The following is a 14,513-nucleotide window of genomic DNA, read 5'->3' on the forward strand; positions in this document are numbered from 1 at the left end:
TTAAGTACACGACAACTCGCATGTGTAATTTATAAATCAAACTTTCAGGTATAGCGGATTCTAGAACGGTGTAGCTACTATAAAGCTGTTTACGTACCGGGTGTATGCAAGCCTATTCTCTTGATTTGCGGCAGCGTATCGCGCAAGCGTGTGCCGAGCCCGGGGCGCGACAAGCCCACGTCGCCGCCCGGTTTTGCGTGAGCGTGGCCTTCGTCGGCAAGCTGCTGCGTCGCCAGCGGCAAAGCGGGCAGTTGGCCGCCCTGCCCGGCCGCGGTGGTCCGGCCCGCTGCCTGGATGCGGCGGCGCAGGCCTGGCTAAGGGACCAGGTGGCGGCCCAACCCGATGCCACCCTGGCCGAGTTACAGACGCTCCTGCTGGTTGAGCGCGGGCAAGCCGTTAGCCGGGGCTCCGTCTGGCGAGTGCTCCACGAACAAGGCTGGCGACGTAAAAAAAAGCCTGCACGCCACGGAGCGTGACACGCCCCGGGTACACGCCTTGCGCAGCGCGCACGTCGCGGCTATCGCGCAACGCCCCGACGTAGCCCGCTTTCATTTTCTGGACGAGACCGGCCTGCGCCTAGACTACACGCGGCGCTCTGGCCGGGCGCAGGCCGGCCAGCGTGTGAGTGGGGCCGTACCGTTGCGCCGCCCGGCCCGCTCCCTAACCTTAATTGGCGCCTTGTCCGTGCACGGGCTGCACGGGGTCCAGGTGCTGGAAGGGGCCTTGAATCAGCGCAGCTTCGCCCTGTATATCAGCCGCATCCTGGCCCCGCAGCTACGGCGCGGGGACGTGCTGGTCCTCGACAACCTGCGGGTGCATCACCTGACCGGGCTGCGGGAGTGGCTAGCCCGGCGCGGCATCGAAGTGCTGTTTCTGCCCCCCTACTCGCCCGACTTTACCCCCATCGAGCAGGCCTGGAGCAAGCTCAAAACCAAGCTGCGCCACGCCCAGGCACGGACCCGCGACGCGCTCGAAGAAGCCTTACATACCGCCATCGACTGGCTTACTGGCCCCGATGCGAAAGCGTGGTTTAATCACTGTGGCTATCACGTACACCGTTCATGAATCCGCTATAAGTCATTGACGTAGTCGGGATTAAATAAGCAGTGTATATTTATTAATCTAGAACTATCTGTGGTCGGGAGCATTCGAAGCTCTACATTAGGAAAAATAAATATGTCTTTTATAAATGATACTTCTTCTGCATCGAAGAGCTTATTACCTGTAGTATCAACCTTATTTTCAAGGTCTCTTTGGTATTCAATTGCTTCAATATATCTCTCAATAGAAAAATAGTCAGTTAAAGCTATTGCTTGTATTTTATTGGCAAAAGCTTTTTTGTAGAACACGCAAAAAAACTCATCCATAGAAGGTGATAAAAACAGGTCATTTTTATTTGTCCCTTTCGTGTGTACATGAAAGTTCCATTTTCTCCACTGTGAGCCTGCGTTCATTTTCCTAATTATAGTTAGTTATTGAATTGACTATTTGCCTCCGTGTAATGGACATGGCAAGGTTGTGCCAATATAGGCACCATCTTGAAAGCTACAGTGAAACGAGTAGCTAGGCCAACTCCTGCTGGCCGTACGGTCGATACTACTGTACTGCTCGGGTACGCCCGCGCCATGCTCAACCGGCTGTGGGAGCCGGGTACGGCCTACCATAAAGCCGGCGTAGTGCTCGACGGGTTAGAATCGCCCGGCACTGGTCTGCTGCGACATGCCCGACGCCAATACCCTTACCGTGGGCCTATTCGCCGTTATTGCCCAGCACGAGCGCGAGACCATTTCCAAACGCACGAAGGATGCGCTCGCCGCCAAGAAAGCCCGCGGCGCGCAGCTGGGCAGCCCGCAGAATTTTACGACAACCGTGATTGCGCAGGGGCAGGCGGCCATGCAGCGCAACGCTCGGGAGCACCAGGCTAACCAGCAGGCGGCGCAACTAGCGGAACTCTTACGCGCCAAAGGGCAGGCCTTGTGGCAAATTGCCGCCAAGCTCAACGAAGTGGGCTATCGTACCCGGCGCGGTAAGGAGTTTCAGGCTACAACCGTACAGCGCCTTTTACCGGCGTTACTCAAGACGGATAGCAAGCTTACTTTAGCGCAAAAAGACTCAAAATGAATACGCACAATGAAGCTACTGCAATCTGAACTGTATCTTGGGATGATGGAATTAAGCCTGCTAGATAAAATCAAACGGCTCGTTATCGTAGCCCTTGTAACGGACGACATCTTAATGGAAACACTGGTGCTAAAGGGCGGTAATGCCTTAAGCATTGCGTATGGAGTGGGCAACCGTGGCTCTGTCGACCTAGATTTTTCGATGGAGCAGGATTTTGCAGACGTGCACCAAACTGTTCAGACTATTGCGACCAATCTGGCGGAAACTTTTGCGGCCCATCAATTACACGCTTTTGATGTGAAAGTGGAGGAAAAGCCCGGAACGATGCCAGTAGCGCTGCGCTCATTTTGGGGCGGCTACCGAATCAAATTTAAAGTCGCTGACGCGGCCATTCTAGCTCGCTACGGTCATGATCCCAAACAGCTCCAAAGGGCATCTCTAGAGTTAGGTACTGCCGAATTTCGTAGCAAGAGCTTCTCGGTAGATATCAGCCGCTATGAGTATTGTGGCCATAAAGTCGCGCACGAATTAGATGGGCTCACCTATTATGTATACCCGCCCCAGCTGCTGGTATTCGAGAAGGTGCGCGCCATCTGTCAGCAAATGCCCGAATACGTTCCAATTGTTCCGACACATCATCCACGAGCCCGTGCCCGCGATTTCTACGACATTCATTCGTTGATGGAAGGATTCGATATCGACGTGGAGAGCGCGGAAAGCCAGGATGTGCTACGGCAGGTATTTGCTGCTAAGAAAGTGCCGATAGAGTTTTTAGAACAGTTGGCTACGACCCAGCACTACCACGAAGTGGACTTTCCAGCCGTGCGCAGTACTGTGACGGACCCCAGCAGTACGCAGCCATTTGCTTTTTACTTCGATTACGTGGTGTCGCGTTTCGGTCAGTTGCTGCGCTAGAATCCTTTTGGAAAGTGTAGTCGCCACTCTGGGGAGTAATCGGTAGCACCCATGTCGTGGGTGAGATAGAAGTCTAGTTCCTGTGGTTGCTTCCTGAGCAGTTGCACCTGTGCGGGGCGATAGGTACCAGCCCGCTCTAGGTAAAACCCAATGGCTTGGTGGTAAGGGTAACGGTAACCTAGCTTAGGCAACAGGCTAACTAGTTTGTTGATGGAAACTGTAGAGGCAGCCCGACGGTAAGCTTCTACTACTTCGAATACACCTCCCACGTAGTCCGGCCGCACGGCCAAGTCAATCAAGGTGCGCTCCAAGGAGGTTAGCGCGATGCGGCCCGCTTGCATGTGCTGCACCTCTACAACGCCCAGCCGCCCGGTGAACTTACCATTGAGCAGGACTAGGGTATAGTCGCGGTAGCGCGCGTGGGCCTGTGACTGGCGTTGGGGCCGAGTGAAGGCGTCGTCTATCGCCTCCTGCGTCAACGGAACGCTCGAATCCGGCTTGGATGACTGCTCCACATTTACATAAATCTGCTTCGGTATCTGGTCCGTTAGACCATGTAGATACAGCGCCGAGTAATGTGATAGGTAAGCCTGAGTGCGTATATGCGTAGCTAACTCAAAAGCAGTAACCGATTTCCAGATGTACAAGGTCTTCGTTTCCGTGGGAAAGACGAGGTCTACCTGCTTCATCGCCGTGTGACGCACTAAAAGCGCAATAAAGTCACGGGCTAACAGGCTTTTCGCCAAACGCCAGAAGCTTCGGTGCTCGGCAAAAATCCTTTCCAAGTCCCGACGCTGAAATACTGTCTGTTCTAGCGTGTTCAGCAACGCTACAATGTCGCTTTGCGCAATTAGAAAGCGGTTTTTGTTGGCCACGGTAAATAATTACTGCTATACGTAGAAGGTACGCGTACCTTCTACGTATAGCAAAGTTAAGGGTTTTTTTAGACATTGTCAAGCGTTTTTATTGATAAGCAGCTAATTGACAAAGAAACTATTTGTAAAATATTTCGTACCTTTGCCGGTACGCGTACCGGCAAAGGTCAGGGTTGTTTCCGTGCCCAGTCACACAATACGCTGGCCGTAACGCGCTTACATTTAGGCTATGACACTGATAAAGACCAACGTAGTTGGAAAGGTGCGTAATATCCCGTTAAGTCAGGAAAAGGGTATTATGGCCCTGCACGAGGCCATTGTTAACTCACTTCATGCCATTGACGATGCTAAAACAATGGTGGGAGAGGTGCTTATTGAAGTGCGGCGTGACTTTCAAGCAACTCCATTTGCTGAAGGGCTGTCTCCCATCCAGGATATTGTTATCAAAGACAATGGTGTTGGGTTTAATAACCGGAATTATAAGTCTTTCCGAGAAGCGGAGTCTACTTATAAACTGAAGCGCGGGGGCAAAGGCGTCGGCCGGTTTTTATGGCTGAAGGTATTCGACCGGGCGGAGGTGCGCTCGGTGTTCCGTAACACTGATCAAAAATTTTACCGGCGAGATTTTGCGTTTGTGCTCGACAACCGGGCACCCTTAGCGGACGAGCGGACGGTTCCGTTGAGCATTAACGGGGAGACGCACCCGACCGGCACGACGGTTAAGCTCTGCCAGCTGCAAGATGAGTACGCAGAACGGCTGTCTTTGCCATTAGGAGAACTGGCTGACCTTATTATCGAGCACCACCTTAATTTTTTGGTGGATGAGAGTTGCCCTCACTTAGTGTTGCGTGAGCAAAAAGCTGACGGTAGCACCGAGGAGTATGATTTGAACTACCGCTTCCGCCACGAGTTTTTGATTGAGACGGACGCGGATTCTTTCACACTTCACAACTACCCTTTTGAATTAGCTTTTTTGAAAGTCAAAAGCGGAAGCACAAAGCCGCGTCATGCCATTCTGTATTGTGCAGACAAGCGAGTAGTGACGTCGGAGGCTCTCGCAGCTATTATTCCTAATCTAAATCAGCCACTTCAACACGAAAACGGTGAGGGCTTTGATTTCTTCACGCTGGTCAGCGGCAGCTACCTAGACCAGCATGTGAACCGAGAACGCACCAAGCTAGATATTCCTAGCAAGCCTGTGACCAGCCAAGTATTGGGCAAGCCCCTGCTGTCACTGGCAGAGATTCAAGAAGAAACTGTACAGCAAATAAACCAGCAACTCGATGGCTATCTGACTGAAGTGCGACGCGAGAAGCAGCAATACTTGCAGCATTACGTCAACACCCAAGCCCCACAATACCGGACGCTGCTCAAATATCCGCATCTGATTGACCGTATCAAACCGGGGCTGCCGGACGATAAGCTGGATATTGAGCTTTACAAGGTACGCAATGAACTTATACTGGAGTCAAAAATTGAGTTGAATAACATTGTGGCCATACAGCCGGACGCTTTGCCGGGTAGTGAGGCCTACACAGAGAACTTTACTCACTTATTAAGTAAAATAACGGATACAGGCCAAGCCAGTCTAGTTGATTATGTGCTACATCGAAAGATGATTTTGCGGCTATTTGAAAGCGTGCTGACCCGCGATAGCGAGGGTAATTATGCGCTGGAAAAACAGATTCATAAAATTGTCTTTCCGATGCAGAAGACATCGGATGAGGTGGACTATGAAGACCATAATCTATGGCTCATTGACGAGCGCTTAGCTTATCACCGATTTCTACAATCGGATAAGCCCTTGAGTGAAGGAGATAAAAGTTCTCCCCGACCGGACATCCTACTTAGCTTCGATAAAGCTTTGCTGTATACAGACGCACGCGCAGCACCTTATGATGCCTTCACCATCATTGAGTTCAAACGCCCAATGCGAAAGGAATATACCGACGAAAGTGACCCAGTGCGTCAAGTGCTTGGCTACATTGATGATATCCGAGCCGGCGATGCCCGCACGGAAGATGGGCGGCCAATTATTCCCACGAAGTCCTGCAAATTTTACTGCTACATCATCTGCGACTTAACCAAGAACATTCACAAACAAGCTCGTTTAGCTACGTTGACTTTAACTCCAGATGAGGCCGGCTATTTTGGATTCAATCCTAATTACAACGCGTATATTGAAATTATCTCTTTTGACAAATTGGTGGGCGATTCGAAGCAACGAAATCAGATTCTATTCGATAAACTAGGAATTGCGCAAGCTTGAGCGGAATAATCTAGGTATGAGCTATAGCGGTTTTGTGAACCAAATACCCTTATAAAGCCCGTAAAGAGCTGGATGACAATGCATAGCACAGACAAAAAGAGGATACTAGTTAAGAAACCGCTATAAGCAAAATCGGTCGCTGAACAGAGCAATAATATATTTAAACATATAAGTGAGATATTGAGAAAAATTGATCAAATGAAGCCCTGTACGATTCTATATGCAGATAGTCAATAAATTAGATACTCTTTTGCACTGATTTATAAGGTTATCGCATAAATCATTCTTACAACGTTAATCAGTCCTCCGTTTATATAGTGTCTTAGGCGAGGCAAGCATTTGCTGTAGTTTAGCGTCCACGGGAATCTTCCATTGAGGTGGTGTCTAGACTCCCGTATAATCTCAACAGTAAAGTAGTCGCTTCCATGATGTCAACTGATAGCCAGCACCTGTTTGAGCAGTCGTTTGATACGTTTAAGGCCTTCGACAATTTGACCGTGGCTAACTGCGGCGCGGAGCAGGAGGCTTTTCCCGCCACTATTTGGCAAATTTTGCAACACTTGCTTATGTGGCAAGCGCATCAATTAGCTCAACTACAAGACATAGCTTCCGCAGAGGCGTTTGACGAAAAGCGAAGCTGGGATGCGGCACGCGTACCCCCCAGCGAAGCAGTGTTGCAAGCTGCCGTCATGCAATTCAAACGCCAACTGGTTGAGCTACAAAGCTGGGCCAGCGAGGCGAAAGGGGAAGCGCCACAAGTTCTCGCGCAAGCACTGGCCTTGCAAGAGGTCGCACTGCACTTGTCCTTTCACCTAGGAGAAGTCGTGCTGATGCGCCGGCTGCAGGGTAGCTATCCCTTACCGACTCACATGCAAGAATTCTTGCAAGCCCAACCAAAATGAGCTAGTTAGGACGAATAATTTAGGAATGAGTAGTAAAGCCGAGCTTTTTTACATCTTGTAAAGGAACTTTCGCAGCATGTGAAATTCTTGGTTGTCAACTGTATATGGCCGAGTACTTCAAGCTCTGAGCGAGTTTAAAGCATTAAAGTCCTAATTCTTTGGCCGAGTTGTGCTGCCGCACATTGTCAAGGCGAGTATAGCGGCGAATCATGGCGCTAGTCTTGTGTTTGGTTTGATTCATCACCTTACTATCATCGGCCCCGTTGAGCTTGGACACGGTCACAAAAGAAGCCCGCAACGAGTGCGCCGTATAGTGGCTGCCCAAATACTGCTGGGTAATCAAGTTGATGTACTTGGTGGTCAGGCGCCGAGTGGTCACCTGCTGGTTCTTACGCAGGGACACAAACACGCACCCTTCCGACCGGTCGAGCACGCGTAGCCAGGCCTGAAGCGAGCGAATCGGGCACAGGGCGACGTCCGGCGAATAGAAGATGGCCTTTTCCTCGGCTTGGCCCAACTGATTGGTCTTGCTCTTATCGAGCGAGACCACGAGGCCTTCCTCGTCGAAAGCCAAATCCTCCATATTGAGCGCTTCGAGTTCCGAGCGGCGAAAGGCCCCCGTAAATCCGAGCAGCAGTAGGGCCCGGTTGCGCAGGCCGGTAGGCGTGCTCACATCAATGCTCTTGATGGTACGCTTGAAGCTGGCCAACGTAAAGGCCGCCGCCTGCTTGATGCGCGTTTTCTTCTCGCGGGCGATGCCCTTAAGCAGCACCTTGACTTTCTTATCCGTCGTGGGCGAGTCCAGCCCGGCCAACTCGTGGGCCTTGGCAATGGCAGCGGCGTGGCGCTGGATGGTAGCGACCTTCTTGCCCGCGTCGGCTAGCTCGGTGAGGAAGCCGGCCAGCGCTTCGACCGGGGCGGGCAGCGAGGCGAGTTGATGGAGTTGGCACCACGTGGTAAAGCGCTGCCAGTCGCCGGCGTAGGCGCGGATGGTATTGGCCGCCCCGCGCAGGCCGGACTCGACGTAGCGACTGGCCGACTCGATAAGGTGCGCGGGTACCTGCGCGGCGGGCGAAGACGGGACGACGAGGTGGCTGCTCACGGTAGTATATAATAAAGGAGTGAAACGCCCAAAAAGGGGGCGTTTTGCGCTGACAAGATAAGGACCGATAAGTAAACGTTATCAGTCCTTATCAAATAAGAAGCATGTTGCGGAACCAAGCAAATTTTTAGGTAACCGCCAGTTTCGGATGAGTCAGGTAGACCAACGAAAATTCAGTTGCCAGGAAGGCGGGCTACTTACGCGGGCCCTTGTTGCACCTCCACTAGCTGGGCCAGCAAAGAAGAGGCGAGCACCAGCTGGTCGGGCTGGTTCACGCGCGTGGGTGGGTAAGCTACTTCCACGAGGCCCAGCCAGTTCAGGCTCCGCTCGAAGGTGCGGACTTCATAGCAGAAGGTGAATTGCGCCTGGGGCGACCGGTAGGCCGGATCCGTGAACTCCGCCAGCACGAAGGGAAACGCGCGCTGGTAGTGGTCGGCGTAAAAGGAAGCGGGGCGGGACTGCTGGCCGAACCTAGCCAGCAGATACACCGAATAGGCCCAGCCGGTCTGCCCCACCGCCGGGGCGGGGTAGCCGTCGTGCGAGGCCCAGACAAAGCGGCTGGTAAAGGTGTGCACGACAAGCGACCACAGGGCTGGGCGCCGAGCCGGGTTGCGCAACTGCTGGCCTTTTTTGGTCAGCAGCAACTGGCCCCGTACCAGGCGGGCCAGGCCCGCCAGCCGGGTGGTCTGGTGCAGGGTGGTGATAGCGAGCGAGTCGATTTCCCGGCTCAGGGTGAATAGGCCCGTTTCCAACCCATCCTCTAGGATGAAGCCGTGGGCATAGAGTTCGCGCAGGTACTTGCGCGGCAGTGCCCCCAGGGGGGTAAGCCGCAGCGGCTGCTCCCGCGCTAATAGGTGCAGAAAAGCCTCCGTCAGCCGCAGAAAGGGGAGGTGGTCCAGCACGTCGTTCGACACAGCCGTGCGTAGCTGCACCACGCTGGTTGGGCTCAGCGGCTGGTAAAGCAGCGCGTGCATCTGGGCTGGGCTCAGACCGCAGAAGTCTGGCTGGGGCGTGTTATTGTAGTGCGGTAACTCGGCGGCCAAGGCGGACTCGGGAGGAGGAAGGGCGTTCATCGGGTAAGCTCTCCCTCACGTAAAGCCATTTCCAGCCAGCGGCAGGCAATGGAGGGCAGACCAAGATACAACTGCTGGAATCAGCATCGACTTGGAGAGGGATACTTTACGCGAGCCAGCCTACTTGATAGTTTAGGGTTAATAAGGCTTAAGGATGGATTCTAATAGTATTATATATTATATTTAATTCTATGATTAATAATAAATTACTGTAAGTAAAGATTATCATAACTTAAAAACCTGCCGTAAAAATAAATGGGTTTTACAACTGAGCGAATAAGCAAAATTCTTGAATGCAACAGAGCATCGTTTTAAGACGGGAAGTAAGGAAAGGGGCTTTGTTGTAGTGATGATGAATTTATAGCAGGTGACAGGAAGGGTGACTTTATCAATTTCTCAAACTGCCAATCAGAATTCAGTGCTAGCACTGACTGATAAGTGAAGAGAGCTGATGAGGTTTGTATAAGTGAAACCAATCGTGTGATGTGTATTTATACTATATATAATGGCACTTAAAAGAATTGCCCAAGGAGAAACAGGCCGATACCTCATCTTTTTCCATCCGGCAATGCTACCAGAGGTTGCCAAAATAGCTCAAGACAAAGCGGGGCTTGCCTTTTCAGCAACTCAAGAAGAGGCGAGCATACAATTCGAGTCTGGCGCTTGGCGGGGGCAGGATACTGTAGTGGTGCCTTCTTTGGGCGTTGCTATTTCCAGTGCACCGGCAGAGCAAGTCAAGCGTATGCTTACCGGGAAGCATTTGCCAGTGAAACATGTGCGTAAAGAATACATATTCAAAATATCCCCACAGGCAGAGGTCGCAAATTCATTGTCTTTGTCGCCTGAGTACCTAAAAGGATTTCAAGCAGGCGTAAATTCATTGGTGGGCGACCTACTTCGCAACGCCCCCCCGGACACAATGGTAGGGATCGAGGCGGCCCAGGAAACACTAACAAGCTTTGCCGACAGTGACACTTTTACCTGGGGACTACAAGCGACGGGCGTTGACCAAAGTAAGTTTTCGGGTAAGGGGGTTAGAATAGCTATTCTTGATACTGGCTTCGATATGGCCAACCCTGAGCTTGCTGCCCGGGTGGTCGCCAGTCAGAGCTTTATCAATGGGGTGACTACGGCCCAGGATGATAATGGACACGGCACGCATTGTATGGGAACGCTTTGCGGGCCAAAAATGCCTAATCGGCCTGGTCCGCGCTACGGCATTGCGTACGAGGCGGAACTGTTCGTTGGAAAGGTGATGAAGGCCGATGGGTATGGCTTCGAAGGCGATATCTTACATGGGATAGGCTGGGCCGTCCAAAACAACTGTCGTGTTATTTCCATGTCTTTCGGTAAGGCTATAGACAAGAGCATGGTGAAAACTAATGAATACGATGATATTGGCACGATAGCACTTAGAAGCAATTGCCTGCTGATAGCGGCAGCTGGAAATGATAGTGTGCGCCCAGAAAGAATTGCTCCCGTGAACATGCCAGCCAACGCTCAGACGGTAATGGCTGTAGGGGCTGTAAATAGACACCTTGGGATTTATGCCAATTCAAATGGCGGCTCTGGCATGGACGGTGGGAACATAGACGTAGTGGGACCAGGTGTTGAAGTTGGCTCTTGTAAGCTTCCACCGCTCGGTTATGGGTTAGATACCGGCACTAGTATGGCAACTCCGCATGTGGCGGGTATCGCCGCGCTACTAATGGAGGCAGACCCAGCGGCAACAGCTGAACAGATTTGGGCGCGCCTGCTTCAAAGTGCCAACCGCTTAGTTTTACCTAGCAGTGATGTGGGTAGCGGATTAGTTCAGGCTCCTTAACGCGGTCGGGAAATCAGCTGTGCTTACTCTTACTAGATGCCTTTTGTATGACTCAGACTAAAGTGAAAGTGCAAGTTTCGTCAGACAACATCCAGCACTTTGCCCGCATTACCCAGCAAGTTAAAGAAGCAGGAATGACGGTAAGCGATGAAATTCCCATCTTAGGACATCTTAGGGGTAGTGTGGACGAGGATAAGCTGTGGCTTTTACAATCAATCCCTGGAGTTGCTTCGGCTAGTCGTATTGATGACGAAGCGGATGGTTCTAGAGGCGACTACTCGATAAAATGAAAGTTTAAGGCGCATTAACTCATTTAACCGAACAAACCCATGGCAACTGCCCCTACTCAACAACCTGAAAGAGAATTAGCTACTACTGTATCCAGCCTAGGAGCAGAAACATCAAATACCGTCAACTTAACTGCCGAAGGTGTGAAGCCGGTAGAATTGGAAGTTAGTTTGCGTAGCAGCGCCGCGATTGAAGCGCGCTTCATTTTTACTGTTGCCAGTAACTCAAGTCTCAAACTTTCCCCTGCATTAGCCACAGAATCATATACAAGCGAGGATTCTCAGTTAGCCTTTAAGCTTTCTTTTAATGCTAACGGCCACCATATAATAGCAATGCTTGCCTGGCATGATTTGCAGATGGTGTCGCCAAAAGCATATAAGGTGGTAGAGGCTATTCTTCGAAATGGCGACCGGACCCTGCAGGAAGCGGCAACTTACCCGGATGATATTCGCATGAAACAGCCGGCAACCCGTCCGCTACACTTCATCGACATTCCATTACAAGAGGGCGGCCCATCCGAGCCGGAACTACCGGCTCCGCCGCACGTACTGTCCAAAATAGAAGAAGTTACTGCGGCACTAAAGTCAGGCGAAGGCACTGATAGTGATAAGGTTGATGCTCTTAGCTGGTTGATACACTTGTTTGGTGATTTGCATCAGCCCTTGCATTGCGTTGACCGATTCAGTGACTTACACCCAGCCGGTGATAGGGGGGGCAATGCATTCAAGCTAAGGGGAAAAGCAAAAAATTTACACTCCTTATGGGATAGCTCAGTTAATATTATGACCCCATCAAGAGATGAGGAATTGATAGTTACAGATATTATGACTGCCTATCCGCGTTCAAGTGAATCAATTAGCGCCGATTTGGAATCACCTGACCCATCGACTTGGGCTAGGGCTAGTTTTACTTTAGCAAAAGTGCACGCATACGGGGAATTGGTAGAAGACCCAACCAATCCACCAACGCCTTCATCCGATTATTTGGTAAATACAGAAAAAATAGGACAGCGACAGGCAGCACTTGCGGGTTATCGCCTATCAGACAGGCTTAAGGATATATTTGGGTAGTATCAGAGCAAAATTTGTACTATCACTCATTATAGTCAGCGAAAGTGATACCGCAGGCCAGACCGGGCCACTGGTCGATGAGCGGGTTATTAAAGAGGTAGCCCTTCGTTGCAGTGGCCACAAGCGAAACCCGGTTGCCCAGGAAGAAATCAGCCTCGGCCCCGGCTTGCGGGCCGTAGGTGAAGCGCTGCGGCGCTTTGGCCCCGGCCGTCAGCTCGCCCGTTCCGTCGCGGTTGGTTTGCTCGAAGCCCGCGCCGCCACCGAGCAGCAGGTGCACGTAGGCAAATTCCCCGACGTGGAACAGCTGCGGGGCGAGCAGCACCCGGCCGGCGTAGCTATCGTACTTGCCCCGGTCCCGAGGGTGCCGCTTTCGCGCAGCCCGCCCACGCGCAGGGCTAGGCGGTTGGTGAGCAGATAGGCATAGCTGAGGTGGTCAAGTTAGGCAGGAGAAAGTTGGGTGATGTTAGCAAGTAGCTGCTGGTGAAAGTAATAAGGCTTCTGATAGCTGATACTGGAATGCCGACGTTTATGATTGTAGTAGTCAAAATAAATGACCACGCTGTGTTGAGCATCGGCCAAATCGCGAAAGACGGGCCAGTCACGTTGTTCGAGTTCTTCGGTTTTGAGGCGTGACCACAAGCTTTTAGCCTGGGCATTATTGAGGCATTCCCCGCGGCAGCTCTGCGAGCGCACGGCGTGGTAATCATGGCGCAATTGGCGGTAGGCATTGCAGCAATGCCTACCGCCACGGTCCGAGTGCCCTAGCAAACCGGGGGTGGGCCGTCGGGCCAGCAGCGCCCGGCGTAAGGCACTGGTCATTAACTCTTCGGGCATGGTCGCCAGCACCTGCGAGCAAGACTATTTGCCCGTGTTTATCAGTACCCCTACCGTATTACTCGCCAAATTGGTCGTGACAATATCCAACCGGCCATCCCCGTTTAAATCCTGCAACACGACGTCATGTGGTCCCGTACCGTTGCTATCGTAGACGACCGGGGGTGTGGAGAAAGTGCCAGGAGTAGAAGCGGAATTGAGCAGAATGCAAAGGGTAGTGCCTTTTTTCGCGGCATAATCGGCTACAATCACATCGGGCTGCTTATCCCCATTTATATCTCCCAAGGCAATACCTACTGGATTACTCGCTCCGCTTGCATAGGTGGCACTCGTGGTGAAACGCCCTTTGGTAGCAGCTGAATTTAGCAGGATAGTTATCGAACCCGTTCCTTCATTCGTCAGCGCAATATCCGGGCGGCCATCCCCATTGAGGTCGCCTAGACTCATTCCTCGTGGAGTAGTCCCATTACTCGCGTAAGCAGCCCTCCCTTGAAACTTCCCAGGTTTCTTTGCGGAGTTGAGTAAGATGCTACAAGTATTGTTTCGTTGATTAATCACTACCATATCAAGATGAGTATCTCCATCGACATCAGCTAAGGCGATTTTCTCAGGTTTTACACTCCCGCTACTAAAAGTTATAACGGGCAGAAATTTACCGGGTGTAAGTGGAGAATTGAGTAAAATACCTATTCGGTTGCTGCCAATCGTCGTTAAGACAATATCTGGTAAGCCGTCTTTGTTGACATCTCCCACTGCGACGCCGCGCGGCGCCACCCCGCCGCTCGAATACGCAGTTGCCCGTGAGAACAACTCCTTCGTGGTTGAATGCAGCAGTACGCTGACCGTGTTGCTCATCTCATTGACGACGACCATATCCGGTTGTCCATCACCATTAACATCGGCCAGCGAGAGAGCCACCGGGTAAGTACCGCCAGTCGGGAAGTTGAGCGGCACCTGACTGAACGTTCCAGGCGCGGCACGCTGATTAAGCAATACACTCACGGTATTCGAGCCCGAGTTGACGGTAAGCAGGTCGGCGAGGCTATCCCGATCGACATCGACTGCCACTAGTCCTTGGGGAGCGAGGCCAGTAGGATACACTACCGCAGCACTAAAGTTCTGCGCTGTGGCTGCTGGTCCTCGGCTACTCACGAGAAGCAGGACACTGCTTAATGAGATAAGGAAAGCCTGATAACGAGAAAGCATAAGGCAAGGATAGGGTTGCTGGTTAAGGAAAGC

15 protein-coding genes and 1 pseudogene are annotated in these 14,513 nt (G+C 51.9%); 9 read left to right on the plus strand and 7 right to left on the minus strand.

Annotation, left to right across the window (positions count from 1 at the left end; translation table 11 throughout):
• Nucleotides 1–104 precede the first annotated feature (104 nt).
• Nucleotides 105–476, plus strand: a complete 372-nt coding sequence (locus tag GKZ68_RS20545; protein WP_173118655.1) for a helix-turn-helix domain-containing protein — start codon at nt 105–107, stop codon at nt 474–476.
• A gap of 19 nt (nt 477–495) precedes the next feature.
• Nucleotides 496–1,065 (plus strand): IS630 family transposase, encoded by a 570-nt coding sequence (locus GKZ68_RS20550; protein ID WP_173118657.1) that lies wholly within the window; start codon nt 496–498, stop codon nt 1,063–1,065.
• Between the two features lie 11 nt (nt 1,066–1,076).
• Here GKZ68_RS20550 and GKZ68_RS20555 read toward each other — a convergent pair.
• Nucleotides 1,077–1,454: pseudogene (locus GKZ68_RS20555) on the minus strand (hypothetical protein); the annotation flags it as partial.
• 265 nt (nt 1,455–1,719) lie between these two features.
• On the opposite strand from GKZ68_RS20555, the gene GKZ68_RS20560 reads away from it, so the two are divergent.
• Together GKZ68_RS20560 and GKZ68_RS20565 are read left to right on the plus strand one after the other, a co-directional pair.
• The gene (locus tag GKZ68_RS20560; protein WP_173118661.1) at nt 1,720–2,121 is read left to right on the plus strand and encodes a recombinase family protein; all 402 of its coding nucleotides are present in this window, start codon (nt 1,720–1,722) and stop codon (nt 2,119–2,121) included.
• A gap of 9 nt (nt 2,122–2,130) precedes the next feature.
• Entirely contained in the window at nt 2,131–3,036 is a 906-nt protein-coding gene (locus tag GKZ68_RS20565) for a nucleotidyl transferase AbiEii/AbiGii toxin family protein (protein ID WP_173118663.1), read from the plus strand.
• Here the strand turns inward: GKZ68_RS20565 and GKZ68_RS20570 are convergent.
• Nucleotides 3,033–3,911: a type IV toxin-antitoxin system AbiEi family antitoxin gene (locus GKZ68_RS20570; protein ID WP_173118665.1), complete on the minus strand. Its 879-nt coding sequence runs from the start codon at nt 3,909–3,911 to the stop codon at nt 3,033–3,035. The genes GKZ68_RS20565 and GKZ68_RS20570 overlap by 4 nt on opposite strands.
• Nucleotides 3,912–4,140: 229 nt before the next feature.
• Here GKZ68_RS20570 and GKZ68_RS20575 point away from each other — a divergent pair, with 229 nt between their 5' ends.
• Nucleotides 4,141–6,180, plus strand: coding sequence for a hypothetical protein (locus GKZ68_RS20575; RefSeq protein ID WP_173118667.1), 2,040 nt, complete (start codon nt 4,141–4,143; stop codon nt 6,178–6,180).
• Between the two features lie 425 nt (nt 6,181–6,605).
• The gene (locus GKZ68_RS20580) at nt 6,606–7,082 is read left to right on the plus strand and encodes a DinB family protein (RefSeq protein ID WP_173118669.1); all 477 of its coding nucleotides are present in this window, start codon (nt 6,606–6,608) and stop codon (nt 7,080–7,082) included.
• A gap of 142 nt (nt 7,083–7,224) precedes the next feature.
• On the opposite strand, the gene GKZ68_RS20585 is transcribed toward GKZ68_RS20580, so the two are convergent.
• Both GKZ68_RS20585 and GKZ68_RS20590 read right to left on the minus strand, forming a co-directional pair.
• On the minus strand, nt 7,225–8,184 hold the full coding sequence (locus GKZ68_RS20585; RefSeq protein WP_254244316.1) for a site-specific integrase: 960 nt from the start codon (nt 8,182–8,184) through the stop codon (nt 7,225–7,227).
• Between the two features lie 197 nt (nt 8,185–8,381).
• The gene (locus GKZ68_RS20590; RefSeq protein WP_173118671.1) at nt 8,382–9,227 is read right to left on the minus strand and encodes a hypothetical protein; all 846 of its coding nucleotides are present in this window, start codon (nt 9,225–9,227) and stop codon (nt 8,382–8,384) included.
• Nucleotides 9,228–9,762: 535 nt separating this feature from the next.
• Here GKZ68_RS20590 and GKZ68_RS20595 point away from each other — a divergent pair.
• Genes GKZ68_RS20595 through GKZ68_RS20605 form a run of 3 tightly spaced genes read left to right on the plus strand, consistent with a single transcriptional unit; the run spans nt 9,763 to nt 12,440 of the window.
• A complete protein-coding gene (locus tag GKZ68_RS20595; protein WP_173118673.1) occupies nt 9,763–11,082 on the plus strand; it encodes a S8 family serine peptidase in 1,320 nt (439 codons plus the stop codon).
• A 47-nt stretch (nt 11,083–11,129) separates the two neighbouring features.
• Nucleotides 11,130–11,372 (plus strand): hypothetical protein, encoded by a 243-nt coding sequence (locus GKZ68_RS20600; protein WP_173118675.1) that lies wholly within the window; start codon nt 11,130–11,132, stop codon nt 11,370–11,372.
• A 39-nt stretch (nt 11,373–11,411) separates the two neighbouring features.
• The gene (locus GKZ68_RS20605; protein ID WP_173118677.1) at nt 11,412–12,440 is read left to right on the plus strand and encodes a S1/P1 nuclease; all 1,029 of its coding nucleotides are present in this window, start codon (nt 11,412–11,414) and stop codon (nt 12,438–12,440) included.
• 22 nt (nt 12,441–12,462) lie between these two features.
• On the opposite strand, the gene GKZ68_RS20610 is transcribed toward GKZ68_RS20605, so the two are convergent.
• From GKZ68_RS20610 to GKZ68_RS20620, 3 genes are all read right to left on the minus strand, one after another.
• Nucleotides 12,463–12,762: a hypothetical protein gene (locus GKZ68_RS20610; RefSeq protein ID WP_173118679.1), complete on the minus strand. Its 300-nt coding sequence runs from the start codon at nt 12,760–12,762 to the stop codon at nt 12,463–12,465.
• 116 nt (nt 12,763–12,878) lie between these two features.
• A complete protein-coding gene (locus tag GKZ68_RS20615) occupies nt 12,879–13,286 on the minus strand; it encodes an integrase core domain-containing protein (protein ID WP_173118681.1) in 408 nt (135 codons plus the stop codon).
• Nucleotides 13,287–13,298: 12 nt separating this feature from the next.
• Nucleotides 13,299–14,480, minus strand: coding sequence for a VCBS repeat-containing protein (locus tag GKZ68_RS20620; RefSeq protein ID WP_173118683.1), 1,182 nt, complete (start codon nt 14,478–14,480; stop codon nt 13,299–13,301).
• Nucleotides 14,481–14,513: the final 33 nt, after the last annotated feature.

Source organism: Hymenobacter sp. BRD128, from assembly GCF_013256625.1.
GTDB lineage: Bacteria > Bacteroidota > Bacteroidia > Cytophagales > Hymenobacteraceae > Hymenobacter.